The 13,697-nt window shown below is 66.3% G+C and carries 12 protein-coding genes; 5 read left to right on the top strand and 7 right to left on the bottom strand.

The window, feature by feature from the left end:
• The first annotated feature begins 26 nt into the window (after positions 1-26).
• Entirely contained in the window at positions 27-833 is an 807-nt protein-coding gene (locus tag Pla108_RS05490; protein ID WP_146443796.1) for a 3-keto-disaccharide hydrolase, read from the top strand.
• A gap of 3 nt (positions 834-836) precedes the next feature.
• Here Pla108_RS05490 and Pla108_RS05485 read toward each other — a convergent pair whose 3' ends face one another.
• Both Pla108_RS05485 and prfB read right to left on the bottom strand, forming a co-directional pair.
• Entirely contained in the window at positions 837-1,289 is a 453-nt protein-coding gene (locus Pla108_RS05485) for a hypothetical protein (RefSeq protein WP_146443794.1), read from the bottom strand.
• A 138-nt stretch (positions 1,290-1,427) separates the two neighbouring features.
• Positions 1,428-2,550 (bottom strand): peptide chain release factor 2 gene (prfB, locus tag Pla108_RS05480; protein ID WP_390615217.1). Its coding sequence is split into 2 segments (ribosomal slippage): positions 1,428-2,480 and positions 2,482-2,550, totalling 1,122 coding nucleotides; the frame shifts between segments, so codons are not numbered across the junction.
• Positions 2,551-2,730: 180 nt separating this feature from the next.
• Between prfB and mnmA the strand changes: the two genes are divergently transcribed.
• Positions 2,731-3,852, top strand: coding sequence for a tRNA 2-thiouridine(34) synthase MnmA (gene mnmA, locus Pla108_RS05475; RefSeq protein ID WP_146443789.1), 1,122 nt, complete (start codon positions 2,731-2,733; stop codon positions 3,850-3,852).
• A 166-nt stretch (positions 3,853-4,018) separates the two neighbouring features.
• On the opposite strand, the gene Pla108_RS05470 is transcribed toward mnmA, so the two are convergent.
• Positions 4,019-4,867, bottom strand: a complete 849-nt coding sequence (locus tag Pla108_RS05470; protein WP_146443787.1) for a TIGR01457 family HAD-type hydrolase — start codon at positions 4,865-4,867, stop codon at positions 4,019-4,021.
• Between the two features lie 425 nt (positions 4,868-5,292).
• Positions 5,293-5,799, bottom strand: a complete 507-nt coding sequence (locus Pla108_RS05465; RefSeq protein ID WP_146443785.1) for a hypothetical protein — start codon at positions 5,797-5,799, stop codon at positions 5,293-5,295.
• Positions 5,800-5,874: 75 nt separating this feature from the next.
• Here Pla108_RS05465 and Pla108_RS05460 point away from each other — a divergent pair, with 75 nt between their 5' ends.
• The 3 genes from Pla108_RS05460 to Pla108_RS05450 all read left to right on the top strand — a co-directional run bounded on the left by Pla108_RS05460 (position 5,875) and on the right by Pla108_RS05450 (position 10,534).
• Complete coding sequence (locus Pla108_RS05460; RefSeq protein WP_146443783.1) at positions 5,875-7,950, top strand: thioredoxin domain-containing protein; 2,076 nt, start codon at positions 5,875-5,877, stop codon at positions 7,948-7,950.
• A 53-nt stretch (positions 7,951-8,003) separates the two neighbouring features.
• Positions 8,004-8,960 carry a C-terminal binding protein gene (locus tag Pla108_RS05455; protein WP_146443781.1) on the top strand — a complete coding sequence of 319 codons (957 nt, stop codon included), beginning with the start codon at positions 8,004-8,006 and terminating at the stop codon, positions 8,958-8,960.
• Positions 8,961-9,067: 107 nt separating this feature from the next.
• The gene (locus Pla108_RS05450; protein WP_197526267.1) at positions 9,068-10,534 is read left to right on the top strand and encodes a hypothetical protein; all 1,467 of its coding nucleotides are present in this window, start codon (positions 9,068-9,070) and stop codon (positions 10,532-10,534) included.
• A gap of 9 nt (positions 10,535-10,543) precedes the next feature.
• On the opposite strand, the gene Pla108_RS20855 is transcribed toward Pla108_RS05450, so the two are convergent.
• From Pla108_RS20855 to Pla108_RS05440, 3 genes are all read right to left on the bottom strand, one after another.
• On the bottom strand, positions 10,544-10,975 hold the full coding sequence (locus tag Pla108_RS20855; protein WP_197526266.1) for a DUF3299 domain-containing protein: 432 nt from the start codon (positions 10,973-10,975) through the stop codon (positions 10,544-10,546).
• 107 nt (positions 10,976-11,082) lie between these two features.
• Positions 11,083-11,805: a hypothetical protein gene (locus Pla108_RS20850; RefSeq protein ID WP_197526265.1), complete on the bottom strand. Its 723-nt coding sequence runs from the start codon at positions 11,803-11,805 to the stop codon at positions 11,083-11,085.
• 138 nt (positions 11,806-11,943) lie between these two features.
• A complete protein-coding gene (locus Pla108_RS05440; RefSeq protein ID WP_146443775.1) occupies positions 11,944-13,638 on the bottom strand; it encodes a hypothetical protein in 1,695 nt (564 codons plus the stop codon).
• Positions 13,639-13,697 lie beyond the last annotated feature (59 nt).

Below are 13,697 nucleotides of genomic sequence, written 5' to 3'. Positions count from 1 at the left end.
CCAATCTTTCCTCGGATACGCCCCGCATGACACGTCTCGCCGCTTTGCTGCTCGTACTGGGTGGAATCGCCGCCCCCGCCTCGGCGCAGAACATCGAGTTTCTGCCCGGGATGGAGTGGGACCAGCCCCCCGTTGTGACGCCGGGCGAGACCGATCGGGACCCCCCCTCGGACGCGGTCGTCTTGTTCGACGGCAAAGACATGTCGGCGTGGGAGAACGGTGAGCAGTGGCCCGTCAGGGACGGCATCGCGTTCGCCGGCAAGGGGTACGTCACCTCGAAGCAGAAGTTCGGCGACTGCCAAGTCCATCTCGAGTGGTCCGCGCCGTCCAATGTGAAGGGCGACGGCCAGGGCCGCGGCAACAGTGGCGTCTTCTTGATGGGCATTTACGAGGTGCAGATCCTCGACTCCTACGACAACAAAACCTACGCCGACGGTCAGGCCACCGCGATCTACAAGCAGACTCCGCCGCTGGCGAACGCGATGCGGAAGCCGGGCGAGTGGAACACCTACGACATCTACTGGACCTGCCCGAAGTTCAACTCCTCGAGCCAACTCGAGGAGCCGGCTTATGTCACGGTCGTCCACAACGGCGTGCTGGTGCAGAACCGCTTCGCGCTGCGAGGGGACACCGCTTGGAACCACCCGCCCCGTTACGTCGATATCGGACCCAAGGGACCGATCGCGCTACAGGACCACGGCAACCCGGTCCGCTTCCGCAACATCTGGGTCCGTGAGTTTGAGCCCCCCACCGGCCAGCGCCGCGAGCCGATGATGATGAACCACAGCGACGGGACGACCAAGACCTTGGCGGAAATCGCCGCCGAAGAGTGACCGCTACGCTTTGATCGCGAGCCGATAGCGGCGCCGGGCCGTGTAGGGCGGGTCGCCCGCCGGCGGCTCGATCGCGAGCGTCTGCACGCCGTCGAGCAATTGAGGGGCGGGCTCGGCGTCGGTAAGAATCCGCAGTCCCGGACTGCCGGCGTACGCGACGCCGAGCCCTTCGGCGCGTGACTTGGCCCGGCAGGCGAGGTCGAAGACGAATCCCTCGTCGTCGGGTTCGATACTCGCCGACCAGTGCCGATCGCCCGACTGACCGGACAAGAAGATCAGCTCCCCCTGCTGATGGAGCTCGATAAAAACCGGCGTCTCGATCGCCCGTTGGTCCAGCGACGTTAGCTGCGTCTCACCGTGGCAGAGCGTCTGCGTGAGTCGGTCGCTCTCCCATACAAAGCGGAGCCGTAGTCCGCCGTTAACCAGTTCGGCGACGGTCTCTCCCTCGGTCGGCATCCTCCACTTCCTCCGCAACGATCTATGTAGGACGAACGATCTCTGTGGGAGGGGTCTCCGACCCCGATGACGCGCTGCCCGCCGTTGCGGTTTGGACGCCGAAATCGGGGTCGGAGACCCCTCCCACACACTTCCGGGTCAATCGTCGTCGTCCGTCACTTCGATCGGCTGTCCGGCGCGCCAACGCAGCACGGCGTCGAGGAATCCCTGGATGTCGCCGTCGAGCGCCGCCTGGAAGTTCCCTTGCTGGTACTTCGTCCGGGTGTCTTTGACGCGTTGGTCGGGGTGGAGGAAGTAGTTGCGGATCTGGCTGCCGAAGCCGGTCTTCGCCTGCTGGCCACGGGCGGCGGCGTCCTCGGCGTCGCGGCGGTCTTCCTCGCGCTGCGCCATCTTGGCCCGGAGCATCTTCCACGCGCTGGCCCGGTTCTTGTGCTGCGAGCGCTCGTTCTGGCACTGCACGACGACGCCGGTCGGCAAGTGCGTCAGCCGCACCGCCGAGTCGGTCTTGTTGACGTGCTGGCCGCCGGCGCCGCTGGCGCGGTAGGTGTCGATGCGGACGTCGGCTTCGTCGATCTCGATCTCGGCCGAGTCGGCGATCTCGGGCGTGACATCGACCGCCGCGAAGCTCGTCTGGCGTTTGCCTTCGGAGTTGAACGGGCTGATCCGCACCAGGCGGTGCATGCCGGTCTCGCCGCGGAGATAGCCATAGGCCATCGGGCCGCGGATGACGACGGTCGCGTCGTTGATGCCGGCTTCTTCGTTGTCGGAGCGGTCGAGGAGCTCGGCCGAGTAGTCGTTCTTGCCGGCCCACTGCAGGTACATCCGCAGCAGCATCTCGGCCCAGTCGTTGGCGTCGGTGCCGCCGTCGCGGGCGTGGATCGTGATGATGGCGCCGGCCGCGTCGTTGGGGCCGTTCAGCAGGGCCGAGAGTTTGAGCCCCTCGAGCATCGCCTCGATGCGGGCGATCTCCCCCTGGGCCTCTTCGGCGAAGGCCTCGTCCTCGTCGGCCATCTCCAGGAGGGCGTCGAGGTCGCCCGCCGCCTTCACGGCCGCGTCGAGGGGGCTGACGACGGCGTTGAAGCCCTTCAGCTCGGCGATTGAGGCCTGAGCCGTCTCCTGGTTATTCCAGAAGTCTGGGGCGGCCTGCTCGGCTTCGATCGCGGCGATTCGTTCTTTTTTGCCAGCGTAGTCAAAGAGAGTCCCTGAGCTGTAGCAGGGCCTCCCGGATCGCCTCGGCGCGATCGTACCATTCCTTTTCCATCGTAAGCTCTCGCGGCAAACGTCTTGTGAGACCCGCAGTTATATCGGGCCCGCCAGTGCGTAGGATAGTGGGGAAGACGCCCCACGGAATTGCGTCGGAGCCGTGGGCGCTGGCCTGCGGAGTTTTTCGGTACACGCTCCCCAGGCTAGCGCCTGGGGCTCAGGTTGATTCGGAAGGTTTATGTCCCGCGTTGTTCTCGCCATGTCCGGCGGCGTCGATTCGAGCGTCGCTGCGCACCTGCTGATCGAAGCGGGGCACGATGTGGTCGGCGTCTTCATGCGGCATGGCGAGCAGTCGCCCGCGGTCTGTTCGAGTGACGCGTCGTCGCTGCCGATTATCTCCCGGCTCGACCACAAGCAGGGATGCTGCACCGCTGCCGACGCCGAAGACGCCCGCCGCGTGTCGGACCGGCTAGGGATCCCTTTCTACGCACTCGACCTGAATGCGGAGTTCGGCCGCATCATGGACTACTTCGTCGCCGAGTACGCCCGCGGCCGGACCCCCAACCCGTGCGTGCAGTGCAACAACTGGATCAAGTTCGGCAAGCTCTTTGACTACGCCGATTCAATTGGGGCGGAGTTCGTCGCCACGGGGCACTACGCGCGGCTCGAACAACGCCCCGACGGGCCCGCCCTGCTGCGCGGTGTCGACGCTTCGAAGGACCAGTCGTACGTGCTGGCCGGCATCGGTCGCGAGCTCCTGCCGCGGATGCTGCTGCCGGTCGGCGGCTTTGAGAAACCGAGGATCCGTGAGCTGGCCGCCTCGATCGGGCTGAACGTCGCCGAGAAGAAGGACAGCCAAGAGATCTGCTTCGTCACGCAGGGCCGTTACGACGAGTTCGTGAAGCGGCGGCTCGATTCGACGGAAGGGGGCGACGGCGATCGCGGGGGCGAGTTGGTCACCGTTGATGGCGAAGTCGTCGGCCGCCACGAGGGCGTCGACGGCTTCACGGTCGGCCAGCGTAAAGGCCTCGGCGTGGCGCTCGGCAAGCCGGCCTTCGTCGTGGCGATCGATCCCGACACGCGCCGCGTCATCCTCGGCGAGCGCAGCGACCTCGACCGCACGGAGCTGACCGCCAACGAAGCGAACTGGCTCGTCGAACCACCGACTGGGCCTATGCGCTGCGAGGCGCAGATCCGCTACAACTCGGCCGCGGCGCCGGCGACGGTTGAGCCGCTGGAAGGCGGGCGTTTCTATGTGAAATTTGACACCCCGCAGCAAGGCGTCACACCGGGGCAAGCGGTTGTCTGCTACGCCGCTGATGAGCCGGCCCGCGTCCTTGGCGGAGGGTGGATTGAATAAAAAAAGTAGCCGCCGATGAACGCAGTTAAACGCGGATGCGAGTCGCCGGAGCGCGAGGCCTTCGCAAGGCACTAGCAATCTTTTGGCAAATGGCTCGCCAAGCTGATCGGCGCCGATCTGCCAAAAAATATCCGCGTTAATCTGCGTCCATCCGCGGCTAACCTTTTCAAGAGTGAGCCGCGATCCACTCCCGCATGTCGTGCGGGGTGTCGTCCTCGCGGTTGAACGTTGGCACCAGCTCGTCGAGCAGCTCGTCGTGGTCGCAGAGGTCGGCGATTGAATCGACCACGAGGTCGGGCTGGAACGCGAACTTCGCTAGGTCTTCCTGGCAGGTCGTGCCGGTCATCACCAGCACCGTCCGGTAGCCCATCTGGACGCCGCCGAGGATGTCGGTGTCCATCGTGTCGCCGATCATGATCGTCTCGCTGGTCGCCATGCCGAGTTCCTTGCGCGCGGCGCGCATCATGACGGGGCTTGGCTTGCCGAGGCTAAACGCCTTGAGTCCGGTAGCCGCTTCAATCAGCGACACAATCGCCCCGCAGCCGGGGCGGGTGCCGTGCTGCGTCGGGCAGTTGGGGTCGAGGTTCGTGGCGATCAGCTTGGCGCCGTCGATCACCATCTGAACGGCCGACTCAAGCATCTCGAAGCTGAGGGTGCGTCCCTCGCCGACGACGACGTAGTCGGGCGACTTGTCGACGATCGCGTAGCCGTTCTCGTGCAGGGCGTTGAGCAAGCCCCCTTCGCCGATGACGTAGGCGGTGCCGTGCGGCTTCTGGTGCGCCAGGTACCGGGCGGTCGCCATCGCGCAGGTGAAGATGTGGCTCGCATCGACCGGCATGCCCATCCGGTTGAGCTTCATCGCCACGTCGCGGCGGGTCCGCTGGCTGTTGTTGGTGAGGAACAGGAAAGGGATCCGCCGCTTTTGCAGCAGCTTAATGAACTCCACCGCGCCAGGGATCAACTGGCTGCTGCGGTAGATCACGCCATCCATGTCGATCAGAAATCCACGCTTCATCTGAGTCGCATCCGAAAGGGGGGAGCCACGCGCGCAGGGAAGACCGTGCGTTGCCACACGGGGGCTGCGTCGGCGGCGATAGGCAGGACGACCGGCACTGCGCCCGTCGCGAGGGTGGGGGCCCTCCCACTTGAGAGGGGGCGCTGCCGAGCCGTCATTGCGACGAAGCGAACGCCGAGAGAAGTGTACGCAAGCCGTGCGCCCGACAGGTGAGGAAGCGGTTAACTTCCGCAACGAAGGGGCGAAAAGACGCAGAACCTTCGCCTGCCCCCCCTCGACAGTTCCCCCCCGACTTACAAGCACGACGCGTATCTGGGCGGATGCTGCAAACTTTGCGGGCAGGGAGGGAGTGGGTGCTAGCGTATTTGGTCGATCACACCGTCGGCTTCCGCCGACGGCTGAGACCCCCCTCGTTGCTGAAACGCTTAGCCGCCGGCGGAAGCCGGCGGCGGCAGCGGCGGCAACCCTTCCTTCCAAAACAATCCCCGATGCTTCGGAAGATAGGTTTCGAGGAGGTGATCGAAATGCCGTTGATCTTTCACCCGCTTGCGGCTCGCCCCACGACTCAGCCATTTGCGTTTCGTCGCTAGCCCTAAGTTCAACTCGCGGCTGATCAGGTTCTTGATTTTGCCGCCAACGACGCTTGATCGCGTGTCGTCTCGCCAGCTTACCAGCAGATGAGCGTGCGTCGGCTCGACCGCGATCGCGTGCAGCCGCCAGATCCGTCGGAGGCAAGCATCGGCCGAGATCGAGGCGATGGCCGCTTGCTCAGCGTCACCGAACAGGGCCGGCAGGTCCGCGGCCCGCTCGTCGTACGCTTTCGCCTGCTCCGCGTTGGGGGGTAGGATGCCCTTGCCGTGGCGGACATAGCCGCGAGGGTGGTCCGCGTTCCAGCTCCGGTAGGCGTGGATCGTGATCAGGAAGACGGGCATGCCGTCACATTAATTCGACGCGCCGGGGGCTTCCGCCCTCGGCTACGCCCTATTGTTGAGAAATTACGGACGAAGATGCCCAACGCCCTTGCTAGCGAGACGTCGCCCTACCTGCTACAGCACCAGCACAACCCCGTCGATTGGCGGCCGTGGGGGGACGAGGCGATCGCGCAGGCCAAGGACGCCGACAAGCCGATCTTCCTCTCGATCGGTTACTCGGCGTGCCACTGGTGCCATGTCATGGAGCACGAGAGCTTCGAGAACCCCGCGATCGCCGCGGTGATCAACGAGCACTTTGTGCCGGTGAAGGTCGACCGCGAGGAGCGGCCCGACCTCGACCAGATCTACATGAACGCCGTCCAGGCGATGACCGGCCGCGGCGGCTGGCCGATGAGCGTCTTCCTGACGCCCGACCTCAAGCCGTTCTACGGCGGGACCTACTGGCCGCCGACCGCGCAGCGCGGCATGCCGGGGTTCGATCAAGTCCTCGAAGCGGTGATCGACGCTTGGCGTGAGCGGCGCCCCCAAGCGCTTGAGATGGCCGACCAGCTCACGGCGAAGATCGCCGACCTCGCGACGGTCGACGGGCCGACCGATGTCGTGCTCGACCGCATCCTCATCGGGATGGCGGGCAAGCAGTTGGAACAGACCTTCGACCCGACGCACGGCGGATTCGGCGGCGCGCCGAAATTCCCGCACACGATGGACCTGACCGTCATCCTGCGGATGTGGCGCGAGTCGGGCCGCGGGGCGTGGCTCGATATGGTCCGCACGACGCTCGAGCGCATGGCGACCGGCGGCATTTACGATCAACTCGGCGGCGGGTTCGCACGCTACAGCGTCGACGAGCAATGGCTCGTTCCTCACTTCGAGAAGATGCTGTACGACAACGCCCTGCTGGCGGGCGTCTATGTCGAAGCCTTTGCCGCGACCGGCGACGCCGGGATGAAGCGGATCGCCTGCGAAACGCTCAACTACTTGGTCAACGACATGACCGGGCCGGAGGGAGGCTTCTTCTCGACCGAAGACGCCGACAGCGCGCCGCCGGACGACCCGGAGGGGCACGCCGAGGAAGGGCTGTATTACACTTGGAAGCCCGAAGAGATCCGCAAGATTATCGGCGAAGACGAGGCCGACCAGTTCTGTCGCGTCTACAACGTGACGCCGATCGGCAACTTCGAGGGCCGCAATGTCCTCTCGCTGCCGAAGACGCCGGCGGCCCAAGCGACGCTCATGGGCCTCGATCCGGCCGATCTCGAACGCGACCTCGTGACCTGGCGCAAGAAGCTGCTGGCGGCGCGCGAGAAGCGACCCCGTCCCGGCCTCGACGACAAGGTGATCGCCAGCTGGAACGGCCTCGCGATCGACGCGATGGCCCGCGCCGCGGCGGTCTTCGGCGAAACGAAGTACCTCGGCGCCGCCGGCCGGGCGGCCGACTTCGTCCTCTCGGCGATGCGCGACGACAACGGCCGTCTGCTGCATAGCTGGCGGGCCGGCGAGGCGAAGGCGAGCGGCTTCCTCGACGACTACGCCGCGATGGCTTGCGGGCTGATCACCCTCTACGAGGCGACCTTCGACGAGCGACGCCTTGAGCAAGCGGCCCAGCTGCTCGACGTGGTCCTGGAGCGTTTCGCCGATCGCGATGGCGGCGGCTTCTTCTACACGGCCGACGACGCCGAGCGGCTGATCGTGCGAAACAAGGACCTCACCGACAACGCCACCCCCGGTGGCAACTCGCTGGCGGCCACGGCGCTGGTGCGGCTCGGCAAGCTGACGGGCGTCGCGAAGTACCTCGACGCCGCTCACCAGACGCTCACCGCCGCGGCGCCGCTCATGCAGCGGGCCCCGACCGCGATGGGGCAGATGTTCACGGCGCTCGACCTCTGGCTCGGACCGACCAAGGAGTTTGTCCTGCTAGGGATCGGCCCCGACGCCCAGCAGATCGTCGCCGAGCTGCGGGCGCGGCCGGTTCCGCGGGCGGTGCTGGCGGCCCGCATCGGGCCTTGTCAGCCGTCGCCCCTGATGGAGTCGACCTTCGCCGGCAAGTCGTCGATCAACGGCGAAGCGACCCTCTACGTCTGCCAGGATCACACCTGCGGCGAGCCGATCGTCGGGGCGGCCGCGATCCGCGCCGAACTCAAGAAGAACTAGCCCGCCGCGACAGCGCCAAGACAGCGTCGAGACGATTCGAGGAGACTTCCGCCATGCCCCGCGCGTTCTATACCGACTATCCGTGGCCCGACGTCGAGTTGGAGCGAACGATCCTCGCCGAGGCGGGATGCACGCTCGAGGTGTCGCCCGACAATCGGGAAGAGACCCTTATCGCCAAGGTGGGCGACGCGGATGTCCTCCTCACTTGCTGGGCGCCGGTCACTTCGCGGGTGCTCGACGCGGCGACCAACTGCCGACACGTGTGCCGGACCGGTATCGGGCTCGACAACATCGACGTCGCACATGCGACGAGCCGCGGCGTCCTGGTCACCAACGTGCCGGACTACTGCATCGAAGAAGTCGCCGAGCACACGCTCGCGCTGATCTTCGCCCTGGGCCGGAAGATCGCCGACGGGCACCTCGCCACCAAGCGGGGCTCTTACAGCTTGGTTGATTCGCTGCCGATCGAACGGATCGGCGGCAAGACGCTCGGCGTCGTCGGACTGGGACGCATCGGGACGCTTGTCGCCAAGAAAGCGCAGGCGGTCGGCATGCGGGTGATCGGCACCAACCGCTCGAAGCAGGTTCCCGAGGGAGTCGAGTGGGTCTCGCTCGATCGGCTGCTGGCCGACAGTGACTACGTGTCGCTCAACTGCCCGCTGACCGACGCGACCCAGCACCTCATGAACGCCAAAACGTTCCGCCAGATGAAGCGGTCGGCGTTCCTGGTAAATACGTCGCGCGGCGGCTTGGTGGACCACACGGCCCTCGCCGCCGCCCTCGACGAGGGCGTGCTCGCGGGGGCGGCCCTCGACGTGCAAGACCGCGAGCCTCCCGACCTCTCGAAGGCCCCCTACACCGACCCCCGGGTGATCGTCACGCCCCATACGGCGTTCGTTTCGACCGAGGCGATCCGCGAGCTGCGGACCCGCGTCGCTCGCCAGGCGGTCGATTTCCTGCAGGGACGGACCCCCGAGCAGGTGGTGAATCCCGCGGTTCTGGGAGCGTAGTCGCCCGCCTGACGCCGCCCCCGGCCGTTACGACCGGCGTTTTCGGTGTGTTCGCAACCGGAACGGAATCGCGTTTTGCGACGCCGCGAGGTGCGACCTATATATCCGTGGACCGTTCTGGGTCCCCGCCCGCCCGCACCGTTGACCTCCACCCCGACGCGATGGACCCCCGCGGCCCCGCCGCCGACGAAATCCGCTTAGTCGCGGATCGCTCACGCGCCGCGATAGCGACGCTGCGTGAGGAATTGCGGTCGGCCGACGAACGGCGCCGCAAAGACGTCGGCGTCATCGGTGAACGGGCCAACGAGCTCATCGAACGCCTCGCGACCCAGGTCGCCAGCGAGATCGCGGCCGACATGGTCCGCGAGCAGTCGACCGAGCTCGATGCGACGCGTCAGCAAGTCGAGCAGCAGCTCGCCGATCTCCAGCAGCAACGGGCCGAGTACGAGACCGAACGCCAAGCCTGGCAGACCGAACGCGAAGAGTGGGAAGCGGTCCGCGTCAAGATCGAGGCCGAGCTCTCGGCGATCGAAGAACGACTGGTGGCCGAGTCGCAGAAGCTGAAGGCCGAGCGGGCAAAGACGGACAGCAGCAGCGAGTTGCTGACGCAGCTTCAAGAGGCGGTTGACGCCCAGCACGCCGCGGAACAACAACTCGCCGAGGCGCAGCAGCAGGTCAATCAGCTGAGCACCGCCCTCGACAAGTCGACGCAATCGCTCGCGAAGCTTTCGGAGCTCGAGACCGATCACGCCACGCTTCTCGAAAAGTTCGAGATGGCGTTGGCCGATCTCCAATCGCACCGCGAGCACGTGGCGGAGCTCGAACAAGAAATCGCCAATCGACCCGTCGAGACCGCGGACGGGTCGGTCGAACTCGCAAGCCTGCGGCAAGAGCGCGACCAGCTCGCCGAGCAGCTCGAGGAGGCGCGCAGCTATTCGGGCGGCGACGCGTCGGTCGAGGTCGAGGACCTCCGGTCGCGGTTCCAGATGGCGGTAGAAGACCTCCGCGAGCTCAAGACCGAGAACGCCGAACTGCGGGACCGCTTGGCGAACTCGGCGTCCGCCCCGGTCGCCGCCGGCGACGGCAACGACTGGGAAGCGCAGAAGCGGCGGCTGCTGGCGTCGCTCGAAAGCGAGGGAGAGCCCGACGACGAACCACGCCGAGAAGAGCGCGCAAAGATCGCCGGCACGATTCAGATCACGGACGCCGTCGTCGCGGAGAAAGACGCCGAGATCGAGCGGCTCCACGCCCGACTCGAAGCCTCTGCCGAGGTCGAAAGGGCCGACGACGACACCGAAGCGATCTCGGCGGTCCTCGACTCTGACGAGCTGATCCGCGCCGAGCGCGAACGCCTCGCCAAGCTCGAGGACGAATGGCGTGAGAAGCTCCGCTCTGCCGAACTCGAGCTCTCGGTCGAGAGGGCGAAGATCACCCGCGCGCAGTCCGAACTCGCTGAGCAACAGCTCGAGCTCGAGACGCTCCGCGCCTCGGGCGAAGCGGCGACGCCGGGCGAGGCCCGCCGCAACTGGTTCAACAAGCTCGGTCTCGGCAACGAAGGGGATGGGGATCGCTGAGCGGCCCGCCTACTCCACCGCTTCGCCCGTCAGCCGGTAGATCGCGAGCGTCGTCCCGTCGGGTCCGACAAACTCGTCGATCGCAAACTCCCCTTCGACCGCGACGGGTCGGACCGAGAACTCTGCTGTCTCGCCTTCCTGCATGGTCACGAGGATGCAGTCGTAGAGCGCCGCCCCCGGGCCGAAGCAGCACTCTTGGTTGTCACGCACCAAGACGAACCGCTTGATGCCGCGTTGCTGGGCGGTCGGCAGGATGTAGCCCCGGATGCGGATCCGCTCGCCATCGAGCTCGCGGACCTTGTCGGTGAGCATCGAGCGATCAAACGGGGCGTCGGGCTCGATATCGAACTTGATGTCGTCGAACGTCTGGTCGGACAGCCGCGATGGCGGCGTCTCGGCGGGAGCCTCCGCCACGGGGGCCTCGACGGGAGACTCAACCATCGGCGAGGCGTCCGCGACGGGCGGCGCCGGCGGGGCGGGGGGCTTCGGGTCACATCCAAACAAAAAAATGGCGGCCAACCCGATGGCGGCGGTTGTCGCTCGCCCGCTCACGGCTTGATGTAATCCGCTACGAGCTCGTACGTCAGCGGCGTCCCGGCGCGAGGGTCGCCCGGGGCGACTTTCAAGACGCCGCCGACACGGAATAGCCCGCTGTGGTAGTCGGTCGAGAGCCCTGTGCCGAGCTTCACCTGGATCTGGTCGAAGTACTGCACCTTGGAGAGATCGCCGAAGCAGCATTGCTGGTTGTCCCGCACCAGTAAGAAGTTATTGAGGTTCTGCTTGAACTTGATCGAGTCGGGGCGGATGTAGCCCTTGATGAAGACAGGCTCGCCGCTCTTGATGTACTCCTGCACCTCTTTGGGGATGAAGTCGCGGTTGACGACATCGCTCTCGGTCGGCTTCATCGCGATAAACGAGGTCCGCTCGTAGCCGTCAGGGACCTCCGTGGCGTAGACGACACTCGCGTAACCGACGCCCAACACCAAGAACAACGCCGACAACGCCGCACCGGCTTGGGCCAGCGGCTTGCCCGCGTAGAGGTCGGGCGCCGCGTTGATGCCCCGCAGCGCGATCAGCGAGACGATCAGCCCCGCGACCGGGATCGGCGCCATTAGGACGGTCGACTCGAAGCTGACCCGCGCCATGAACAATAGCGCGGCCGACAGCACTCCCAACAGCAGGCCAAGCACCGCAAAGGTGTGGACCGACCGGTATTCGAGGGGCTCATCAGCGAGGGAGGCGTCGATTTCGCTCATTGTCGAGACGGACATTTCAGCTTGGATTTCACAAGGGGCCAACAACCCAATCTCAGTAGGAGGCGTCTCCTACAGAAATAGCCTCCAACCATGGAGACCCTTTATCTTACGGTAGCAACCCGGCCGGGTTCGCCCCCAATCTGGTCGCCCGCGTCAGGCGACGCCGCTCCGCAGAATTAGCCAGAAGAACCCAACAAGCAGCGCCGCAGCGACCACGGGGACGCCCAAAAGCACCACCCGGCTGGGCGGCGTCGGAGCGGCCTCGACCGTCACCGGGGCCTTCTCATTCGGGTCCGCTGCGACGGGATCGCTGGCGGCCGGGGTGTCCACCGTCGATTCCACAGCGGACTCGGCGGCGGGAGCCTCGGAAGCTTCGTCAATCATCGGGCTCGCCAGATCGGCGGCGACATCCGCCGGCGGGTCCACGGCAATGTCGGCGGCGGGCTCAGCGGCAGGCTCGGTCGCGGGCTCGGTGACCGAGTCTCCCGGCGTGCTAACAGCGGGCGCCGCTTTAGCGCGGGCCTGGGCCAAGAACCCGAACTCCCGCAGGGTGCGGGCCCGCTCGACGGCGGCCGGGTCGAGCGGCTCGATCGCGGCGAGCGCTTGCTCGGCCCGCTCGGCGACGTCGCCCGGCTGCTCCTTGGCGACGTCGAGGTAGGTGATGATCGGCTCGCGGACGTACTTTACCGGGGCGGTCGCGTCGTTCTCGTCGAAGGTCGAACGGTACATGTCGGCCAGCCGCTCGAGGACGCTCCAATCCTCCCAGCGCGCCAAGTCGGGGATGACTTGGTCGGCGAACTCGGGATTGTCGAGCAGCAACCGGGCCGATTGGAGCAATCGGTCGTGCGGCGCTAGGTCGGCCTGCTCGGAGGCGAGGAACCGCAGCGCCTGCAGCGCGGCGTAGACGTGCGAGTAATCGGCGTCGGGGTCCTTGAGGAACCGCTGGTCGATCAGGTCGAGCGCTTTCGACGGGTCGCCGTGCTTGCCGGCGAGCGTCATGTAGCACGCCACCAGGGCGTCGAGGCCGAGCTTGCGCTGCCGCTCGCCGAATCGGACTAACTCACCGGTCATGCCAAAGACCGGCGATCCCCCGACCGCGATCGCCGCCGCGGCGCCGGCGTCGACGGCGGGACCGATCACCCGGGCGTCGGACATCAGCATCCGCTCAAGCATCGTGACGTCCGCGGGCTCGCCGCACACGCCGAGCATGGTCAGAAACAGGCGGCGGCGGCTTGGGCTGACCGAGACGTCCGTGATCCATGCCCGTAGCTGGTCGCGGTCCATCCGTGGGCCCAGATCGATGAGGTCTTGGTACGGGGCGCGGGCGAACTCGTCGTAGGCGTCCTGGGCGAGCAGAAGGTCCTCGTGCTCCAGATAGTCCTGGAAGAACGCCAAACGGTCGGCGCCGCTGGCGGGCAGTTCGAGCAGTTTTGGCACGTACTCGGCCGCTAGTGGCGAAAGGGGCAGCGGGATCGCCCAGTCGGGCGGCTCGCCGACGCCGCGGAGGAAGAAGAGCGTCTCGGTGTCGGCTTCGCCGAAGTAGATCGCCTCGATCTCGGTGACGCCGTCCACCAGCGGCTTGCCGGTCAGCACCGTCTCGATCGTGAACTTAGCGGCGCCCGTTTCGGGGTCGATGAATCCGTAGGGGACATCGGCGTCGGCCAGCTTGCGGGCCGCTTCGGACGGCGCCGAGAGCCGCCCGAGCAGCACGACGCTGCTGTCGTTTATCTCCTCGGTCAGCGTCCGCTGCTCGGCCGCGCAGAACGGGCACGCCGAGGCCGTTGGGACGGTGTTCAGCAGGGCGCTCCACAGCAGGAGCAGAGCGGTGAGGAGGCGGAGTGATTTCATAATCAAACAATGCCAGACGGGATCAACAGGATTCACAGGATCGATTCTAGGCCATCCCG

It is taken from the genome of Botrimarina colliarenosi (assembly GCF_007859955.1).
Classification (GTDB): Bacteria; Planctomycetota; Planctomycetia; order Pirellulales; family Lacipirellulaceae; genus Botrimarina; species Botrimarina colliarenosi.
This window is presented reverse-complemented; position numbering and strand designations above follow the sequence as displayed.

What these genes read in the sequence shown, in the direction of transcription:
- Pla108_RS05490 (WP_146443796.1), top strand. Translation starts at nt 27, where the DNA reads ATGACACGTCTCGCCGCTTTGCTGCTCGTACTGGGTGGAATCGCCGCC.
- Pla108_RS05485 (WP_146443794.1), bottom strand. Translation starts at nt 1,289, where the DNA reads ATGCCGACCGAGGGAGAGACCGTCGCCGAACTGGTTAACGGCGGACTA.
- mnmA (WP_146443789.1), top strand. Translation starts at nt 2,731, where the DNA reads ATGTCCCGCGTTGTTCTCGCCATGTCCGGCGGCGTCGATTCGAGCGTC.
- Pla108_RS05470 (WP_146443787.1), bottom strand. Translation starts at nt 4,867, where the DNA reads ATGAAGCGTGGATTTCTGATCGACATGGATGGCGTGATCTACCGCAGC.
- Pla108_RS05465 (WP_146443785.1), bottom strand. Translation starts at nt 5,799, where the DNA reads ATGCCCGTCTTCCTGATCACGATCCACGCCTACCGGAGCTGGAACGCG.
- Pla108_RS05460 (WP_146443783.1), top strand. Translation starts at nt 5,875, where the DNA reads ATGCCCAACGCCCTTGCTAGCGAGACGTCGCCCTACCTGCTACAGCAC.
- Pla108_RS05455 (WP_146443781.1), top strand. Translation starts at nt 8,004, where the DNA reads ATGCCCCGCGCGTTCTATACCGACTATCCGTGGCCCGACGTCGAGTTG.
- Pla108_RS20855 (WP_197526266.1), bottom strand. Translation starts at nt 10,975, where the DNA reads ATGGTTGAGTCTCCCGTCGAGGCCCCCGTGGCGGAGGCTCCCGCCGAG.
- Pla108_RS20850 (WP_197526265.1), bottom strand. Translation starts at nt 11,805, where the DNA reads ATGTCCGTCTCGACAATGAGCGAAATCGACGCCTCCCTCGCTGATGAG.
- Pla108_RS05440 (WP_146443775.1), bottom strand. Translation starts at nt 13,638, where the DNA reads ATGAAATCACTCCGCCTCCTCACCGCTCTGCTCCTGCTGTGGAGCGCC.